17 protein-coding genes are annotated in these 19,753 nt (G+C 37.9%); 11 read left to right on the top strand and 6 right to left on the bottom strand.

Annotation, left to right across the window (positions count from 1 at the left end):
- Positions 1 to 8 precede the first annotated feature (8 nt).
- A complete protein-coding gene (locus AC27E9_RS04750) occupies positions 9 to 1,094 on the top strand; it encodes a PepSY-associated TM helix domain-containing protein (RefSeq protein WP_487127736.1) in 1,086 nt (361 codons plus the stop codon).
- 44 nt (positions 1,095 to 1,138) lie between these two features.
- Here AC27E9_RS04750 and AC27E9_RS04745 read toward each other — a convergent pair whose 3' ends face one another.
- Positions 1,139 to 1,519 carry a VOC family protein gene (locus AC27E9_RS04745; protein WP_487127734.1) on the bottom strand — a complete coding sequence of 127 codons (381 nt, stop codon included), beginning with the start codon at positions 1,517 to 1,519 and terminating at the stop codon, positions 1,139 to 1,141.
- Positions 1,520 to 1,866: 347 nt separating this feature from the next.
- On the opposite strand from AC27E9_RS04745, the gene AC27E9_RS04740 reads away from it, so the two are divergent.
- The 5 genes from AC27E9_RS04740 to soxR all read left to right on the top strand — a co-directional run bounded on the left by AC27E9_RS04740 (position 1,867) and on the right by soxR (position 6,574).
- Positions 1,867 to 3,936: a TonB-dependent siderophore receptor gene (locus AC27E9_RS04740; RefSeq protein WP_487127732.1), complete on the top strand. Its 2,070-nt coding sequence runs from the start codon at positions 1,867 to 1,869 to the stop codon at positions 3,934 to 3,936.
- A 107-nt stretch (positions 3,937 to 4,043) separates the two neighbouring features.
- Positions 4,044 to 4,643, top strand: coding sequence for a PepSY-associated TM helix domain-containing protein (locus AC27E9_RS04735; RefSeq protein ID WP_487127730.1), 600 nt, complete (start codon positions 4,044 to 4,046; stop codon positions 4,641 to 4,643).
- 18 nt (positions 4,644 to 4,661) lie between these two features.
- Complete coding sequence (locus AC27E9_RS04730; RefSeq protein ID WP_487127728.1) at positions 4,662 to 5,195, top strand: DUF2271 domain-containing protein; 534 nt, start codon at positions 4,662 to 4,664, stop codon at positions 5,193 to 5,195.
- An 8-nt stretch (positions 5,196 to 5,203) separates the two neighbouring features.
- Positions 5,204 to 6,010, top strand: a complete 807-nt coding sequence (locus tag AC27E9_RS04725) for a DUF4198 domain-containing protein (protein ID WP_487127726.1) — start codon at positions 5,204 to 5,206, stop codon at positions 6,008 to 6,010.
- 96 nt (positions 6,011 to 6,106) lie between these two features.
- On the top strand, positions 6,107 to 6,574 hold the full coding sequence (soxR, locus tag AC27E9_RS04720) for a redox-sensitive transcriptional activator SoxR (protein WP_487127724.1): 468 nt from the start codon (positions 6,107 to 6,109) through the stop codon (positions 6,572 to 6,574).
- Between the two features lie 82 nt (positions 6,575 to 6,656).
- Here the strand turns inward: soxR and AC27E9_RS04715 are convergent, their stop codons facing one another.
- The 3 genes from AC27E9_RS04715 to AC27E9_RS04705 all read right to left on the bottom strand — a co-directional run bounded on the left by AC27E9_RS04715 (position 6,657) and on the right by AC27E9_RS04705 (position 13,026).
- Positions 6,657 to 8,648, bottom strand: a complete 1,992-nt coding sequence (locus AC27E9_RS04715) for an amidohydrolase family protein (protein ID WP_487127722.1) — start codon at positions 8,646 to 8,648, stop codon at positions 6,657 to 6,659.
- A gap of 134 nt (positions 8,649 to 8,782) precedes the next feature.
- The gene (locus tag AC27E9_RS04710) at positions 8,783 to 11,926 is read right to left on the bottom strand and encodes an efflux RND transporter permease subunit (RefSeq protein ID WP_487127720.1); all 3,144 of its coding nucleotides are present in this window, start codon (positions 11,924 to 11,926) and stop codon (positions 8,783 to 8,785) included.
- 8 nt (positions 11,927 to 11,934) lie between these two features.
- Positions 11,935 to 13,026 carry an efflux RND transporter periplasmic adaptor subunit gene (locus AC27E9_RS04705; RefSeq protein ID WP_487127718.1) on the bottom strand — a complete coding sequence of 364 codons (1,092 nt, stop codon included), beginning with the start codon at positions 13,024 to 13,026 and terminating at the stop codon, positions 11,935 to 11,937.
- A 537-nt stretch (positions 13,027 to 13,563) separates the two neighbouring features.
- On the opposite strand from AC27E9_RS04705, the gene AC27E9_RS04700 reads away from it, so the two are divergent.
- Positions 13,564 to 15,078: a dipeptidase gene (locus tag AC27E9_RS04700; protein WP_487128302.1), complete on the top strand. Its 1,515-nt coding sequence runs from the start codon at positions 13,564 to 13,566 to the stop codon at positions 15,076 to 15,078.
- A 129-nt stretch (positions 15,079 to 15,207) separates the two neighbouring features.
- On the opposite strand, the gene AC27E9_RS04695 is transcribed toward AC27E9_RS04700, so the two are convergent.
- Entirely contained in the window at positions 15,208 to 15,609 is a 402-nt protein-coding gene (locus AC27E9_RS04695; RefSeq protein WP_487127716.1) for a MerC domain-containing protein, read from the bottom strand.
- Positions 15,610 to 15,839: 230 nt separating this feature from the next.
- On the opposite strand from AC27E9_RS04695, the gene AC27E9_RS04690 reads away from it, so the two are divergent.
- Entirely contained in the window at positions 15,840 to 16,295 is a 456-nt protein-coding gene (locus AC27E9_RS04690) for a Fur family transcriptional regulator (RefSeq protein WP_487127714.1), read from the top strand.
- A 54-nt stretch (positions 16,296 to 16,349) separates the two neighbouring features.
- Here the strand turns inward: AC27E9_RS04690 and AC27E9_RS04685 are convergent, their stop codons facing one another.
- Positions 16,350 to 16,778 (bottom strand): hypothetical protein, encoded by a 429-nt coding sequence (locus AC27E9_RS04685; RefSeq protein ID WP_487127712.1) that lies wholly within the window; start codon positions 16,776 to 16,778, stop codon positions 16,350 to 16,352.
- 229 nt (positions 16,779 to 17,007) lie between these two features.
- Here AC27E9_RS04685 and AC27E9_RS04680 point away from each other — a divergent pair, with 229 nt between their 5' ends.
- From AC27E9_RS04680 to AC27E9_RS04670, 3 genes are all read left to right on the top strand, one after another.
- Complete coding sequence (locus AC27E9_RS04680; protein WP_487127710.1) at positions 17,008 to 17,733, top strand: SDR family NAD(P)-dependent oxidoreductase; 726 nt, start codon at positions 17,008 to 17,010, stop codon at positions 17,731 to 17,733.
- A gap of 6 nt (positions 17,734 to 17,739) precedes the next feature.
- On the top strand, positions 17,740 to 18,612 hold the full coding sequence (locus AC27E9_RS04675; RefSeq protein WP_487127708.1) for an amidohydrolase family protein: 873 nt from the start codon (positions 17,740 to 17,742) through the stop codon (positions 18,610 to 18,612).
- A 92-nt stretch (positions 18,613 to 18,704) separates the two neighbouring features.
- Positions 18,705 to 19,715: a GAF domain-containing protein gene (locus tag AC27E9_RS04670; protein WP_487127706.1), complete on the top strand. Its 1,011-nt coding sequence runs from the start codon at positions 18,705 to 18,707 to the stop codon at positions 19,713 to 19,715.
- Positions 19,716 to 19,753 lie beyond the last annotated feature (38 nt).

Raw genomic sequence — 19,753 nt, 5'->3', positions numbered from 1 at the left:
TCAGTATCGTGATAAAAACATGGCTTAGACGCATACATTGTATGTTAGCTTTAACCTGCGCTTTATTCTTATTAAGTTTAAGCATTTCAGGCGCTTTATTGCTTTATGCTAAAGATATTCAGGCCTTTTTAAATCCCGAATTCTGGCAAATAAAACTTGATGAAAGCCAAACAAAGCCGCTGACATTATCAAAAATAATTGAAAAAATAAAACTAGCTCCCGATGTTAAAATTAAACTTATCGAACATGCCGAAAACCCAAGTCATGTCTGGTCTGTTAGGTTAACAAATAATAAATACCTTAATATCAATCCTTATACTGGCGAGGTTGTACTTGAGCATAGTTTCTACGATACCTTTTATGGATTCGTAATGTCTTGGCATCGTTGGTTACTTTATAAAACTGAAGCGAAAGAAACGCCGCTAAAGGTATGGATGTCAATTGCCAGTTTAGCTTTGATCATCGAATTACTGCTCGGCTTTTATTTATGGCTCAAACCTAAAAAACGCTTAAAACGTCTAAAAATAAAATGGCGTAGCAAGCCAAAAATACTTTTTTATCAACTACATACTGTAATAGGTGTTTTCTCTTGTATTCCTTTAATATTAATTGCCTTTTCTGGCATGGCATTTCAATGGCAAACCACAACGCAGAAAATCGTCGAGTTACTGACCTTTAGCAAGGTTGAAACGGCGAACTATCAGCACATACCAACCCATTCAAAGAGTGATGAGCAATTGAATAAAGCCTACGAAAATGCACAAAGAGCATTACCTGAGGGCATTGTTTATCGAACTTATTTGCCACTAGAAAGTGGAGAACCACTTAAACTCAGGATAAAAATGTCAGAAGAAAGTCACGCCTATAGTTGGAGTTGGGCAGATACAAGTACAGGAAAACACTTAGCGAGTTTTGACGCGAGTAAGACAAGCTTAGCCACGCAAGTTTGGAATTTTAAGTACAAATTTCATATTGGCGAATTTGTCGGCAAACCGATAAAACTATTATGGCTATTGCTTAGTTTATTACCGAGTTTTTTTGTATTTTCAGGTATTTATTTAGCAGTAAAACGTTGGAAAGGTAAAAATGGTTAGTATTTAAAGCTAACCACTTTTAAACTACTTTAGTCGGTTGCTTGTTAAGCAATACGGTGCAGCGCACAAACCTTATTACCAGACGGATCACGTAAATAGGCTAGGTAAAGTTGCCCGATTGTTCCCTCACGAACACCAGGTGCATCTTCACAAGCTTCGCCGCCATTTTCAGTACCTGCAGCATGCCATGCATCCGCTTGCTCTGGCGAGCTCGCTGCAAAACCAATAGTACTACCATTGCCGTTACAGGCTTGTTCACCATTTATCGGTTTAGAGATGGCAAATACACCGGTATCAGTAAAATAAAAACAACGTCCCTTTTCATCCATTACTCCTGGTTTATGTCCTAGTTCACCTAAGATTGCATCATAAAAAACTTTCGAAGCTTGAACATCGTTTGCACCTATCATGATATGACTAAACATTGGATTTCCCTTTTGTTGGTTACTTAAGAAAAAGAGCTAATTACTAAGCAAATATTAAGACCTGTTACATATCTAACATTCAGTAAAAGCAATACTGAGTAGCATGCACGATAAATTTATCTAAGCACAATAGCAATTTCGCATAACTTAGGAGATTAAAATTCAACGATACACTGCAATAGCCAGCTTTTATCTGTTTTCGACTCTCTATTGATCTAAATCTAGTTTTATTTAAAAAATAATGAAACTTTACCTTGCAAATGATAATCACTCTCATTAACATTCGCCACACTATTTAATGCTCGCTGCATTCTCTTACGACACTAGTTAATAATTTGGAGATTAACATGAAGTACTCACCGCTGTTTTTGGCAATGTCCATAGCTACACCACTTGCTTTTGCTGACAGCAATTCAATAGAAGTGATTGAAGTTACCGGAAGTTATTTTAATGATTATAAAGTAGACGAAGCCAAAGGCGCCATGCGCACCGATGTTTCACTGCTTGAAACAGCACAGTCAGTTACCGTAATTCCAAGAACTATTGTTGAAGAGCAGCTAGCAACAACATTAGGTGAAGTGCTGACCAATGACGCGAGTTTATCGGCGGGCTCTAGACAACGAAACCGTGAAGTATTTAACTTACGAGGCTTTGAATTAAGCTCTTCAAATGGTTACTTGCGTGACGGTCATCAGCATTGGTCTCATTATCAACAACCAATTGAAACACTTGAAAGCATTGAAGTTATCAAAGGGCCTTCAAGTATTTTGTATGGTCAATCTGGCCCTGGCGGCTTAGTTAACATGGTAACGAAAAAACCAACAGCGACTACCTTATTTAATATTGGTGCAGATACAGATCAAGAAGGCTCAACTCGTTTTACTTTAGACGCTGGTGGCTCATTAAATGAAGACGAAACACTGAGATATCGTAGTAATTTAGTCAAACAAGATGTTACTTATCAAAGAGAATATCAAAATGGCGATCAACGAGAGCGTGACCGCTTTTTAGGTGCTTTAGTTGTTGACTACGATGTATCTGAAGACTTATCAGTGAGCGTACATTATGACTACACCAATGATAAAGCAGGTCTAGATACTGGCGCTTGGTTAGATGACAACGGTGATATAATTGGCGATCGTAAAACCATTCGCGATATGTCCTGGGCGTTTACCGATATTGATGTAGAAAATTACGGCGTTGATGTTAATTACCTCATTAATGACTATTGGCAGGTAAGACTAGGTTATAACAAGCAAACATTTGAGCGCCAACGCTTTGAATCTGCACCTAAAAAGCCTTCAGTTTTCCAAGAAGGTGACGAGTATACCTCTAAACCATACGATCGCTTTGACGACTGGCAATTTACCACTAAATTTATCGACTTTGTTGGCGAGTTTGAATTTGGCGGAGTTGAGCACCAATTACTCATAGGAGCTAACTCATTAGATTACTATTATGGACAACTAAGAGTTAAAAGCTCTGCAATTACCTATGCAGCTGGCCAAGACGAGCCTGCTAAGCCAGACGTAAACTACAAAGATGACGATAGCTTATACACCAGCGAATACGACTATTACGGTATTTATCTACAAGACTTAGTTACATTGAACGATAACTGGCAAGTATCTTTTGGTGGTCGTTATGATAAACAAGATAAAGAAGGCGCAAACAACGAGTCTTTCCTACCTAAGTTTGGCGTGCTTTATCACCCGTCTGAGCAAGGTACTATTTACTACAGTTACACCGAAGGTTTTGAACCACAAAGAAGCGATACACTTACCGAAGAAACTGATATTAACTTCGGAATGAAGCTTGATGCTATGGAGTCAAAACAAAGTGAAATAGGTGTTAAATGGCAGCTTGTTGACGACAGACTACTACTAAGTGGCGCAATTTTCGATATCAGCAAAACGGGTAAATTAATCACTGAAGATATTGACCACCCTGAATATGACACTCGCACTACACAAGCAGGTGAGCAACGCCACAAAGGTTTTGAGCTTGGTGCACAAGGGGCAATAAACGATAAATTATTTGTTATGACCTCTTTAATCAACATCGATGCCACATACGAAAAAGATGAAAATTATCAAGGTAAAACGCCAATTGATGTACCTGAATGGTCAGCAGCATTATGGTCACGTTATGAAGTAACTGAGGACTTAGCATTTAATGCTGGTGCATTTTATGAAAGCTCTCGCTTTGCCGACAGTGAAAACACCATTGAAAAAGACGCATATACTCGTATCGACATTGGTGCAACTTACACCATGGATGTAAGTAACCATGAATTAAACCTACGTTTTAACATTAATAACCTGTTAGACAAAAAGTACTTAATTGGTGGTGGTACAAGTAATGTAACGGCTGCTGACGGCATTAACTTCCGAGTTGCTGCACAGTTAGTATTTTAGCCAAATAATCGCAGCAACTGACATGCTAGGTTTTCTAGTATGTCAGTTGTTGCTTTTAACAAGCAAATAGCCATAAAGCATGTATCTATTAAGTTGTTTTTAACCGTATGAAGCCATCTAAAAAAACCTTAAGCCTAGCACGCATAGTCCATATTTATGTTTCCATGGCATTATTGACTTTACTGCTATTTTTTTCAGTAACTGGCATAACACTTAACCACCCAGAATGGTTTCGAGATCACCAAGCGCAAGTTATTGAACAAGAACAAACCATTGAAGCTATCAGCCAATTAGCCATCACTGATGAAACCATTAGTGATCAGCAGCAACAAACCATAACGAAAGCAGTAGAAAAAACATTTTCTGTTTCACTGTCCAGCACCGAACCTGAGTTAATGTCTGGAGAATTGTTTTATAGCATCAAGCAAGCAGGAAAAAGCGCGAGTATTGCTGTTGATTTAGTAACTGGTGAAGCATTTTATGAGCAAACTCATTACGGCTGGTGGGCAGTGCTTAATGATTTACATAAAGGACGAAATACCAGTAATTTTTGGAGTTGGATAATCGACTTATCTAGCGTTCTTTTCATTATTTTTGCCATAACAGGTTTTATTCTCGCTATGCCACAACGACGCTTTCGTCGTACGTTACAACTAAGTATTGCAACAACGTTATTGACAATAACTAGCATTATCTACTTTGCCTAAAGGAAATTGACTACCAATATGAACAACCAAATAACTCACCCAGCCTTTAAAGTTTTTGTGTTGGCATTATTAACCATTTTGTTTGCACTACCACAAGCCTCACACGCAAAAAGCAATAACACTGCAACACTCGCATTAACGTTAGAGCTAAAGCAGCAACAAGGAGAATACCACCCTCCTTACGTGGCAGCGTGGATCGAAAATAACCAAAGAAAATCAGTAAGAACTTTGTTGCTATGGCGTAAAGAGCCTAAGTGGCTAAAAGACATTCGTCGCTGGTGGCGTAATGTCGGCAGAAAAGACGCACAACTCGTTGACGCAATTACCTCAGCCACACATGCCGCAGGGAGCTTTCCTTTGTCTTTTAAGCTAACTGATGACAAACAGCAAAAACTAGCGAATGGCGAATACACACTTTACGTTGAAGTAGTGCGAGAAAAAGGTGGCAGAGCCTTACTCAAACATAAATTCCAAATTAGCAACAAAGTACAAAATTACACCCTAAAAGAAACCGCTGAAACTGGCGAAATTAACTTTAGTATTACCCCTTAGGAGCACAAATGAATATTAAAAAATCACTATTATTTTGCCTTGCTATCGCCATTAGTAGCCAGGCCAATGCACATTCTCGCTGGTTATTACCTAGTCATTACACATTATCTTCTGAGCAAGGTGAATGGATTGCCTTAGATGCAACAGCTTCAAACGAAGTTTTTAATGTCGATAAAGCACTTAGCATTGACTCACTAAGTATCTTAACGCCATCTGGTAAGAAAGAACGCCCTTCTTCTACATATAAAGCCCATAGAAAGTCAGTTGCAGACTATTTTGTTAAGGAAAGTGGTACTTATAAGCTTACCAACAATGCCAGCGCAAGTTACTTCTCAAGTTATAAAGTTGCCGATAAGCGTAAACGTGCTCGCGCCAATAAAATGGAATTAAAAGCATTAGTACCAGCCAATGCGACTGAGCTACAAACAGCTTATGGCTTAACACGTGTCGAAACCTACATCACCATGAATAACCCAACGGATAACTTCGGGACTGAAGGTAAGTTTTTAGAGCTATTACCTGTAACTCACCCATCAGAAATTGTCGAGCAAGAACCTGCTACTTTTGCTTTCACTTACCACGGTAAGGCTCAATCTGGTGTTGAAGTTGAAGTAGTACGTGAAGGTGTTCGTTACCGCAATAATCCAGAGGTGATTAAATTAGTTACTAATGCTAAAGGGGAAATAACCTTTACTCCAACACAAGCGGGTCGTTACTTATTGATTGCTGAATATCAACAAGACGCCAGCAACAAAGCCTTAGCTGATAAAGAGCATGGTGGGGTATTTTTAACTTTTGAAGCTCAACTACAATAAGCTAATAAACATTATTTCCTGACTAAAAGGTTACCTTAATAGGTAGCCTTTTTTGTTATACTTCTTAACCTAAAGTAATATAAAGGTTAAGTAACTATGCAAAAAAGGCCAAAAGATGAATTGTCCATTGGTGAAGTGTCTAAACGCAGTGGCGTAGCAATTTCCTCCATACACTTTTATGAAAATAAAGGCTTAATCTGCTCACATCGAAATAGCAGCAACCATCGTCGCTTCACTCGTGACGTATTACGAAAAATATCTATTATCAAAATAGCGCAAAAATCAGGTGTACAGCTAAAAGAAATTAAAGCTGCACTAGCCACAATTCCTGATAATAAAACTGTGACCTTAGATGATTGGAGTCGTCTATCTAAGCAATGGCATAGTGAGCTTGATGAACGCATAAATCAACTTATTGCGCTACGTGATAATCTTGATACTTGTATAGGTTGTGGCTGTTTGTCTATTGAACGCTGCAAACTTGCCAACCCGGGCGATAACTTAGCTGAACTTGGACCTGGTCCACACTTAAAACCAGACGATATAGAGTATGATAATAATTGAAGATTTAGCTCAGGGCTGATGATATAAAGTACTTTATAATCATCAGCCCTATACCAAACCCAAATTCAAATCCAACACACTTTTACTGAATAAACGGCTTAACACCAACGGCACTGAACAAGGCATTTGACTGATACCAAGCACTATTTTTAATCACTAGAGCAACCTTTCTGATATCACTGATATTTTTTAGTGGATCACCATCGATTAAAATAAGATCAGCATCATTACCAATAACAATAGCTCCTAGCTTCTTTTCATTATTAAGGCGTGCAGCGTTAATAGTAGCTATTTTTAGTACCTCGGCATTAGGTATACCTGCAAGTGCCAGTAACTCTAGCTCTCTGTGAAGCGTAAAACCAGCAATAGAATCTGTGCCCGCAACAAGTGTAATACCAGCGTCGTACATTTTTTTGGTTAATAATAAAAAGGCCTCGGCTGTTTTTGCGTATTGAACTTCATTTTCACTATTAATATCCAACATCGCTGAGAGTAAATAATCTCGTCGAATATTTGCCGGTAAGTGGTCTGCAACAGCGGCATAACTCGGATCAATTTCGCCAGGTTTATTTAAATATAAAGATTGAAAAATAGTTAGTGTTGGGTCAACAACAGTGCCCTTTTGCTTCAGCAGTAAAATAAAGTCTTTTACTTCTTTTGAGTTTAGATCTAAAGCGCCAGCACGCTCGCCAACAAGAGTAAATCTAGCCGCACGATAATCTTCATCATCTTCTACAATAAAGTTTCTAAACACCATATTCATATGGTGAATTTCATCAAAACCATTATTGACAGTAAATTCTGCGGATGTGAGTGCGGGAATGTGTCCACTCACTTTCATCTGCCTTTTATGCGCATGAACAGCAATAGGTTTTATCCATTCAGGTGGAATTGAGCTATATAGCTTGACTTGTTTAAAGCCATTATCTGCGTACCAGTCAACATGCTGTATGGCTTGTTGTAATGTAGTTGCGTGTAAACCAGAAGGTGCTGAAGTTTCTTCTTTTTTATCAATTAGTCCAACAGCATATATGTTCGGGCCAATAACTTCATTGCTATTAAACGCAACTTTCATGGCTGATAAATCATCATAGACATTGCCAACATCTCGCGCATTAGTAATACCTGACGCAATATTTAGCATGCCATCTGCTAATGTCATATGAGTATGCATATCCCATAGACCTGCCATTAATGTTTTACCTTTACCATTAATCACTTTTGCATTATGAATGTTTTTAGCTACAGCGTTAATTTCAGCGATTTTGCCATCACGAATAACTACTTGCTTGTTATTATGAAGGTACGAGTCGATAGAGTTAAAAATATTAACATTGTTAATTACAGTGACATCACCTAAGTTATTAACAAGCTTTTTAGATTTACTAGCAAGTAAATTCGTATTAATGTCATCTTGAATCAGCTGAAGTTGCGGCATATTGCTTGCCCAGCCACTTAATACCATGCTCATAGAGCCATAGCCTAAGGCAAATAAACGCATATCTGCGTCAAGCCAAACGTACTCTGGCGTATACCCCAACCCATAAACGGCATATAGCGAAACAGTTTTCAAATCATCAGCATTTTTTACTTTAATGGTTTTAAGTTGCTCAATTGTGGCAACTCCAGACGGCAATAAATTAATTGATTGAGTTTTACTATTAACAACAGCTTTAATTAATAACTCTAACGATTGCGGAGTGCCATTGGCAGCGACATAAAAGACACTCGTATTATCTAATGTTTGAGTTTCATCTTCGAGCGTATTTTTCCAACGAGCGATATTATTATGTAGGGAAAATGACTCATTTACTGGAGCCCCCATATAGGTATTTCCAGAAACAGTTTCAGACAAAATGATGCCATCATTACTGATCGTAATTTTGTCATGTAACTTGGGGCCAAGTCCTCTATCTTTAAATTCGAAATCAATTACTACCGTGTTTTGGTCAAGATAATTAACTACTTGGCTACCCGTTTTTTTGCCCATGGTGAGCCAGTCGTAGTGAATAGTTTCACTGGCAGCAGTGAAAAAACTAGACGTTAATATTGCAATAAATACCAATAATTTCATTTACCAATCATCCATTATAATTTTTTGATTACTATATTCTTTTTATAAAAAAAGCCGAAAAGCGATATCCGCTTTTCGGCTTTAAAAATGATAACAAACTATCGCTTTTAAATAACTACTTTATTAAATCTGCATTACGCGCTTTTTAGTGGTTGCTCAGGTTCAGTTACAGAAGTATTAGATGTTATCTTGTGCTCTGACACTGAGTTATCAATTTTCGATTCTGGACCAACACAAGTACTACGATTTTCAGCTAACCATAAATAGAATACCGGCAGTACAAACAAAGTAAAGAAAGTACCTATTGCCATGCCCGCCACTAATATAATACCAATACTGTTCCGCGCTTCAGCGCCAGCACCTGTTACCAATACCAATGGGAAGTGACCTAAAATAGTTGCCGCTGTTGTCATCAATATTGGTCGTAAGCGAGTAGTAGCTGATTCAATGACCGCATCAAACTTACACTGACCTTGCTCTTGTAAATGGTTTGCAAATTCAACAATTAAAATACCATTTTTTGCTATCAAACCCACTAGTGTCACTAAACCAATTTGCGAATATATATTGATAGTGGTTAACTCTAAAAATGGTAATAACAAAGCACCAGACAATGCTAAAGGCACACAACCAAGCAGAATAACTAATGGATCACGATAACTATTAAATTGAATCGCTAGTACTAAAAATACAATCATCAATGAAATACCCATCACCGTAATTAAACTATTACCTTCAGTACGTATTTGGCGAGACTCACCTGCATAATCAAGATTATAGTTATGCGGTAAAATATTCGCCGCAGCGGCTTCTAAGGTTTGTAGTGCTTGCTCTTTCGTTACACCGGGTAAAACCCCACCATAAATTCTAAAAGAGTTTTGCTGTCCAAACGAACCTAATGTTCGCGGCACGGTGCGATACTTAATTTCAGTAAAAGCAGAGACCGGAATTAAATCACCTGAAGGTGCTTTCACGGTCAGATCTAATATCTTTTCCGGTTGCGTAGTAATATTATCCGCCACCATAGGAATCACCCGATACGCCTTACCATTAGCATCAAAACGGTTAACATAGTTACTTGATAAATAAGTCGATAGTTGACTGCTAATTAACGAAACATTCATACCTAAATCAGCAATTTTTTCCCGATCGAGTTTTAATTCAATTTGCGGTAAATCTATTTTTAAATCAGTATCAGCGTAAAGAAATTGACCACTTTGAAATGCCGAGCCGACAAGTTGATCCGCATAAGATTTCATCTCACTATAAGGTGCAGATGACTTAACGACTAGCTCAACATCAAACTGCCCTGCTGTTGGCAATGGCGAAGGTAAAATAGGTAGTAGATCTAGTCCTTCAGAATTCGTTAAACGTCCGTAAACCTCAGGTATCATGGCTTGAATACTTTTTTCGCGTGTATCATTACCTTCAAATTCAAGACCACCAAAACCGCCACTGCTTAATACAATTTGCCAAAGCTCCTTGCTGCCTTCCGTTTCAAGTAAGGCGTCAGCTACGCTTTCAACATTCTTCTCGTTATATTCAAGCGACGCGTCAGGTGGAGATTGCACCACTATAAATATACTGCTTTGATCTTCAATCGGTGCTAATTCCTTTGCCGACATAAGGTAAAAAGGAACGACTAATAACGCCACAACAATAGCAAGAAAAAACAACTGCCCTTGCCAATGAAATGTTCTTTTTAACAAGCGACCATAAAAGTTTTGTAAATGTTCAAAAGCATGATTAACCTTAACCGTTAATCGCCCTTCTTTGCCGCCTTCACTAGAAACATAGGCACTCATAATCGGTGATAAGGTTATGGCAACAACCCCAGAAATAATAACGGCAATTGCTAAGGTAAAGGCAAACTCTTTAAACAACACCCCAGTTAAGCCTGATAAAAAACCGATAGGAGCATAAACAACCGCTAAGGTTAACGTCATAGCAATAATAGGTACTAATAATTGGCGAGAACTCATCAGTGCAGCTTGCACACGAGGAACTCCAGCACGCATATGGCGAGCAACATTCTCAACCACAACAATGGCGTCATCAACAACTAAACCAACTGATAAAACAATAGCTAAAACCGTCAATAAATTTAAACTAAAGCCCATTAGCCATATTGAAGCAATCGCACCTAATATTGAAATAGGAATAGTGATAAGTGGCACTAAAGCCGCTCTAAACGAGCCCATCAATAACACAACGACAATGCCAACAAGTACGATGGTTTCCACCAAAGTTGTCACAATTTCCTGTAATGCATCACGCATATACAAGGTGCCATCATAAGCGATATCTATTTTCAGCTCTGGTGAGTCAGCATTAATCTCATCAAGTACTTTATAAAGCTTGTCACCAATAGAGATTTCATTAGCGCCAGGTAACGGCCAAACTGAAATATATACGGTATCCTTACCATTAAAGCGTGCTGTCGCACTGGCTTCTTCTGCACTGTACTCAACTCGTGCGACATCTTTTAAATAGACTAAAGTGTCATCACTTTGCTTAATTATCAACTGTTCGAATTCACTAACCGATGACATTTGCGTATTAGCAATAATATCTATTTTTTGGCGTTCATTTTCCGCGTAACCTAAGGTCGAAATACGGTTATTGTTAGCAAGTGCTTGATAAACTTCATCGGCACTAACATTGAAAATATTTAATCGGTCAGCATCAAGCCAAACGCGCATTGCTGGCGTTCGTGCTCCTTCAATACCAACTTTTTGCACGCCTTCAATATTGTTAATTATCGGGTTAATTTCGCGTGTCAGGTAATCGGTAATTTGCGCTAAGGTTGAGCCTTCAGAAACAACATTAAGATAAAATACCGCGAATGGTCTGTCAGTTCTTCTTACGGTCACAAACGGATCTTCGGCTCCAGCAGGCAATTCAAACTTTATTTGATTAAGGCGAGTATTTAGCTCTGCAAGCGCATCAGTACTGTTTTGATTGAGCTTCAACCAAGTTGTTACTTTGCTAAGCCCAGAACTGGTACTCGACTCAACAAAATCAACGCCTGGCACAGTTGACGCAACTCTCTCAATCGGATCGGTAACAAAGCCTTTAACGACATCGGCAGATGCCCCGGTATAGCTTGTAGTGATCTCTAAAGAAGCCCCTTCAATTTTAGGGAACTGCAATACCGAAATAGCATTAACAGCCCATAAACCGACTAAACAAATAAATACCGACAATACGGTTGAAACAACGGGTTTTCGAACAAAAATGTCCATTAACCGGCTCTGGGAAGATAATTCTTTAATCATAACCTTTCCTAACCTCCCATATTTTCGGTATCAAATTGGGTTTTCAAACCAGGACGCAACTTAAATGCGCCTTTTGCAGCAACTAACTCACCAGAAGTAAGTCCTTCACTGACAATAACGTTTTCATTCAATCGATCGCCTAACACTACTTTTTCACGGCTAGCGCGATAATCGCCATTGTCATCTTTTACTAATTTAAATACATATTCGCCAAGTTGGTCACGCACAATAGCTAAACTTGGTACAACAATAACTGACTGCTCTGCCGTAATAGGCACAGCAACTTTAACTAACTGATTCGGTTTAACATTTAATTCAGACGTTAGTACTTTAGCTCGATATTTTAGCTGTCGAGAATCTTGAGTTAATAATGGCTCTACTGACATTACAACCGCTTGGCTACTGACGCCGACTAATGATGATGCACCTGACATTGTCACTTCTACTGTACTGTTGACAGCTAATTGTCGATACGTTTGTGGAACTTTAAAATCAACCCAAATATAATCTTCAACACCAATTAAATCGGTAATTTCAGTATTGCTATCGAGAAATTGCCCAACGTTAATATTATGAATACCTATGCTGGCATCAAAAGGGGCAAGAATAACTTTTTTCGCAATAACCGCTTCCAACCTTGCGATATCAGCTACAGCAATATGATATTCGGCCTGTGCAACATCGACATTTTCTTTACTAATACGGTTTTCTTTTGCCAATTCTTGATAACGGGCCAGCGTTTGCTGTTTTAAGGTTTTCGTTGCTTTAGCTGACGCCAATGATGCAAGTTCTTCTGTGTGTTCTAACTCAAGTAAAACTTGGCTTTTCTTAACAATGTCGCCAGAAGCAATGTTAACTTTACTCACTTTACCTGCGAGCTCATTTTTTAAGGCGATATATTTTACTGCATGCCCTTCACCAATAACTGACAATTGCTTTTGGTAGTAAGTATTTTGTGCACGAAAGGCTTGTACTTTTGCACTTGGCTCAGGGCCCGCTTGCATTTGTTGGTCGTTCGACAATGACTCTTTATAATAAAATAGCCCACTTACAGAAGCAGACACAATAACAACAACACTAAGCCAAGGGATTAATTTCATAAAGGTTTCCTAATTTAAAATATCGTCGCGATTCCATGCCCACGACATTCCTGCGTTAAATTTGGCGACAGGATAAAACCTCAACTATAGTTGAGGTCAACAATTAATTTATCAATTTCATATAAAGCGATTAAAATAGTTACTAAGTATAGTTCAATGCTCATTAGCCGATTTAATATGCTTTATTAATAACAAAAGTGACATTAATCACTTCTAGCAATCTATAGCCGATATTCTAACACTGACACTATTAAATATTTAATGGTTATTTAAAGTTTATTTGTTGCGCAATCAAAAGATTAACTTAGCAAAGTAAACCATTAACTATTTTTGAGGTCTCACCTTTATAAATATGTGGTTTACCACGCTTTAGTTATTGAAAAAAAACATTATTCACTAAGCAACTTAAAACATTTTCAACTGTATAAGACGATAAGTCACTTATTTGTATCTGTTGCTAAAAATTATCTTGCGATAGTATGACCGCAATAAATCGCCGAAGTACAAATATAGGAGAACCTCTTGTTAAAAAAATTAATGCACATACCACTCTCAATCATTGCTATTTCACTCGTATCATTAACATTAAGCCAAACAGTTAATGCTAAAGACGGCCAGGTTAGTAAAATTGCTACTTCAACTGCTGACTATGCAGTAGAGACATACACCAACGATATGGTTGAGAGCTTACGAGAACTCGTTAAGCATAATACTTTGGCAAAAGAAGGTATTTCAGCAAACGACAACCCTGCTCATATTGCCTTTAAAGCTGAGCTGAAAAAACAAGCCCAAGCACTTGATTTTGACTTCGTTGATGATGGTTATGTTGTTGTTATTGGTTTAGGTAATCAAAAAGAACGTGTAGGCATTATTACTCATGGTGATGTACAACCGGTGAATCCTGAAAAGTGGCAAAAGTCGCCGTTTGAATTAGACACAACCACTGAGCCGGGTCGAATCATTGGCCGAGGAACTGAAGACGACAAAGGCCCTATTTCAACAGCGCTTTACGCAATGAAAGCGATAAAAGATAAAGGCATATCATTAAATAAGCGTATCGAACTATATGTTTATATGGCTGAAGAGTCTGATTGGGAGCCACTAAAGGCCTATATTAAAACGCACGAACTACCACAAACCAACATAACCATTGATGCTGAGTACCCAGTGGTGACCGCTGAAAAAGGTTACGGCACGATCAAATTAGCTTTTAATAAAAAAGAAATGCCAACTATTTCCCCTTACATTAGTGAATTCAGTGGTGGCTTTTTTGGTAGTCAAATACCTGAAGATGCTAGCGCTACCATCGAAAATGCCAATATAGTGCTGCTACAACGCTTAATGCGCAAAGCGCGCGGATATACTGGTGTAAGTTTTGACCTTGAACTAAAAGATAGTACATTAACTATTAGGGCACTAGGGAAATCAGCTCATTCATCAAAACCTAATGATGGTGTAAACGCTATTCCACATTTAGCCAACTTACTCTCTAGAACTCGCTGGGTAAATAACGGCCCTGGCACCTTAGTTAACTTTATTAACGACAATATTGGCCTAGGTTTAGAGGGCAAGAAATTTGGTAATATCGCATACCAAGATGATTTTATGGGCGCGATGACAGTAGCACCAACAGTCATCAAGCAACACGATGACAATATTGAATTGAACATTAACTTGCGCCGCCCGCAAGGTAAAAGCAAGCAACAATTAGTTGAAGAAATTCACCAAACCATCGTCAACTGGAACAATAAATTTGATACTAATGTCACTGAGTTAGAACACTATATTGGCGACCCATTTATTCAAAAAGATGCACCTCATGTAGACACTTTATTATCAGTATTTAGTCACTTTACGGGTATAGATGATGCTAAACCTATCGCTATTGGTGGCGGTACAAATTCACGCTTATTTCCGAATGCTGTAAGCTTTGGGCCTTCTATGCCAAATACAGAATACACTGGCCATTCTGAGCATGAATTTATTACTATGGAGCAGTTTGTACTTAATTTAAAAATGTATACCGCAGTTTTAATAGAATTGTCTAAATAATCGATAACTAGTGCTCTTTACCGTTAATTAGTAAAGAGCATTTATCATCTAAGTTTTGCCTAGTGACTACGTTAACTTAACCAAACTTAATATAGTGACTAGTTTCCTCTAAAAGCACCTTTGTAGTAACTAGTGACAGTCACATGAATTGCTTTGATGTCGACATAATTGGTAATTCCAAAAATGAGTTAAGGCGATAAGCGCAGCACCAACTAAGGTTAGTGTTTTTTCCGCTACTTCACCAAAACCTATAACTTCCCCCAAAAGAGCGAAAATCATCATAATTAAACCAACCGAACCAATATAAGCCACTTGAAATTTTCGATGTTTTTTACAACCAAGCGTTAAAGAAAACAAACTTATTGGTAATACTCCTACGACCATCCATAAATGCATTGACTCAGACTCCAAAGGTAGACTAGCTAACGCTGGCAATAAAGCTATTAGAATAGGTGCTGCTAAACAATGAATAGCGCATAAAAGTGATAAACTAATTGCTATTTTATCGGCAGGGCTTTGCAGTTGATTCATTCAAATCATCCTTATTTGTGAGACTAATTAATAATATGGTTAGTTGGTTCGATGAAACCCAACACTAGATATGATACAACATAACATTAATTATTTAAATAAACTTTATCGTATGAGTTTTAGTCATATTCTATTTCAATTCAGTGTGATATAGATGTGCTACTGACCAATGTGCTAACATTGTCATGATCAATACGAAGTAATAAGCACGAAGAAGGGTAAGGGAAATAATGTTAATCGATAATTTGCTAGAGCACGCAGCGCAAAAATGTCAGCAAGCAGGTGGCCGCTTTACCGATAAACGCCGCAATATACTGAAAAACCTTATCAATGCAAAATCCCCTCTTTCAGCCTATGACTTGACTGAACTCTATAATCAAAATAATGATAAAAAAGTTCAACCAATGTCAGTTTATCGAATTCTTGATTTTTTTATTGAAATGAAGTTAGTTCACAAACTGCCAACACTTAATAAATACGTAGTATGTTCGCACCTTTCTTGTCAACATAGCCACCAAGATCAATACTTTGTTGTTTGTAAAAGTTGTGGTGACGCACAAGAAATCAGTATGAATTCAAAATTAACGCAAGAACTAAACGAATCAGTTTCTTCTGTCGGTTTTCAATTAGTTGATGCCCAATTTGAACTGTTTGGCTTATGTAAAAATTGCTCTAATCAGTCTTAACTCTTTAATTAATAGCTTTGCAGTTAGCGACTTAATTACTAGAACTATTAGCTGTTAGCTCATTTCTTTGAGTACCATTTTTATTGCCATACGGGTGTCGTCAATTTTTCCAACCAATTCGGTAACTACCTCTTCTTCACTAACCATTAAATGCCAAGAATCTGCCCAAATTGCTTTTAACATAACCGCCTTATCGGCAACGTCAGGAGCAATAAGTGCACTTAAGTCAACAACCAAGCCGACTTCAACCCAGCCTTTACGAGGATTACCGGAAATTTCATCACCATCATAATGTGCAGTTAAGATGATATGCTCTAACTCCCCCAAATGCTCAAGCACTTCGAATGCTGCAGTTCGCACATTGTTATTTTCTTCACTAACTTCCATGCGCCAAGCATTATAGCTAAAGCCGAGTAATGCAAATAGCACGCTAAATATGCTCATGATGTAATAAAATTTTAATTTTTCTTTCAAATTTTTCAATTTGAATACCTCTGTAATGGAATGGGAGTCATCTGCACAATGAGTCGATTTTTGATAATAGACCGAATAAACTCAACAACTTATTCAACAAATCTGTCTTTAAATTTAAGCTAAATTGCAGCTTTTAGCCAATAATAGCGCTAGGCGTCAATTCAAAGCACTATTGCTATGGTAGTCAACACAAGTAAGCGATACTATTTAACAATAATATTTAACGTATTTATTAAAAATGAAAAAAGTTTGTATTGTTACTGGCGGTAGCTCCGGTATTGGCTTGAGTATTGTTAAGCGTTTTGTCGCTGAAAACTATCAAGTATTTAATTTAGACATAGCTTCTTCTAATGTCGGTGAATTTCGTCAATGTGACATCACTAATGTTAAGCAAGTAAAACAAATAATTAATGATATTGCTGAACAGAATGTAATTGATGTTCTAGTGTCGAATGCTGGTATTCATTTTTCGGGAAACATAGAAAACACTAATGAAGATGAGTTAGAACGTGTTTTTAATATTAATGTTAAGGGTGCCTATGCTGCCATTAAAGCAGTATTACCGGCGATGAAATTACAAGAAAATGGCGCTATTATTTTAATGGCTTCAGATCAAGCATTGATCGCTAAGCATAACTCATTTGCATATAACCTAAGTAAAGCATCATTGGCCTCGATGGCAAAAACAACGGCCCTTGATTACGCACAATTTAATATTCGTGCTAATGCCGTTTGTCCCGGCACGATAGAAACACCGCTCTACCATAAAGCTATCGATAACTACTGCCAAAAGTCAGGTGCTAATAAGGCCGATGTTCACGCAGAAGAAGCAGCACTGCAACCATTAGGGCGTTTAGGGCAGGCAGACGAAGTAGCTGAATTAGTTTATTTCCTTGGTTCCGATAAAGCAAAATTCATCACGGGAAGTTTACAAGTAATCGACGGCGGCTACACGGCACAATAATCTATTATGAGAATTATTGATCCACATATTCATTTATTTGACCTTGAAAAAGGTGATTATCAATGGCTACAACTAGAAAACCCACCTTACTGGCCTGATAAAAGCCTAATTGCAAAAAGTTTTTTTGAGCAAGATCTAACGTTGAATTCCCCTGTAACGTTAGCGGGTTTTGTTCATATTGAAGCCGGCTTTGACAATGCAAAACCGTGGCGAGAAGTGGAATGGCTTGAGCAGAACTGCCAAATCCTCTTTCGCAGTGTTGCTATGCTAGATATCACCCTCTCCACTGCGGCTTTTGAAAAACAATTAACAAAATTAGCACATTACAAAAGTGTGGCTGGTATTCGGTATATTTTAGATGATCACGCACTAGTGATACTGAGTAATCCAAATAGTGAGGTTAATTTACAAAAAATTGCTGAACAAAATCTAAGCTTCGAATTACAGCTTTCAATTGAAAACACCCAAGCAGTTGATCGCTTAATTGAAACTATATCAGCCACATCGGGTCTACTCTATTGTATCAACCATGCAGGTTTTCCCCCATTAAACAAAAGTAAAATGTTGGTGTGGATGCAAAACATCAAACGCCTGGCAGAGTTTGATAATATTTTTATCAAGTGCTCTGGTTATGAAATGGCCGAAAGAAATTATTCAACTAAATGGTACCAGGAGGTGATTCATCACTGCATAGTGAGTTTCGGTATTAATCGGGTAATGTTGGCCAGTAACTTCCCGCTAAGTTTATGGCGTAATAGTTATCAGCAAACTTGGCAGAACTACGGTGCGCTTGAAAATATCAGTAATACACAATTGAGTGACAATGACCTTGATAAGCTATGTTATAAGAATGCTTACCATTTTTATAAATTTAACTAAGCAAGTTTGTTGGCTAATTTGGTCATCTAAGTAAGACATTCTATACTATTAGAAATGTCATCTTTCTAGACGTAAAACGAGTGACGTGACCTATGATAAATACTGACAACTGCATTTTAGAACACCCTATTGAGGGCTTAGATGTCAATAAATGGCAACAGCTAGTCAATATGATGGCAGAACTTTTTGATGCTGCTAGTGGTGTCATTGTTCAGTATCGTCAGGACACTTTTAATGTTGTTGCAACAAGTTCAAATGAGGATAACTTCCTACGAGTGAATGCAAGTTGGCCATGGGATATAAAAAGCTTCTGTCGCCGTATTGTTGAAACTAACGATAAACTTTACGTTAATAACGCTGCAAGTGATGAAGAGTGGGCTTGCGCGCCACCGGTTTCTAATGGCCCTGTACGCTCATACTTAGGTTACCCTCTCTATTGGCCAAATGGCTCCTTGTTTGGCTCATTTTGTGTTATAGACACTAAGCCAACAAACTACCCAGAGCCATTAAACAAAATGCTTGGACAATTAAAGTTGATCGTAGAAAGCGAGCTTCGCCACGTTTCTAATATCCTTGAAACTAAAGCATTATTAGCGGAAAAAATTGAACAAGAACAACAATTAAAAAAGCTGGCGCTTTATGATCAGTTAACTAAGTGCGCAAATAGAAACTTATTAACTGAGCGTATTGGTTATCAAATTGCTCAGGCCAATAGGAATGAATCTAAATTTAGTGTTATTTATTTTGATCTTGATAAATTTAAGCCAGTAAATGATACCTACGGGCATCAATGTGGCGACGTTGTGCTAGCAAATATAGCCAAAGAGGTAAAATCAATAGTACGTGACACGGATACTGTAGCAAGAATTGGCGGAGACGAATTTGTTATTGTGATGAACAAGAAAATTAACGACGATAAAATTAAACAAAAGCTACTCGATGTCGTTGAAACACCTATCCAATATGGCGATATTAGTGTTTACGTTTCAGCAAGCATAGGTGTTGCAACCTACCCTGACGACGGAAAAAACATGAAAGCCCTGCTCGCATCTGCAGATGCAAATATGTACCAAAGCAAATCAACAAAAATCGCCATCGGCTAAAATATTTCTCGCCTTAACATTGTTTTTACCGCAATATA

The organism is Colwellia meonggei (assembly GCF_057537295.1).
This window is presented reverse-complemented; position numbering and strand designations above follow the sequence as displayed.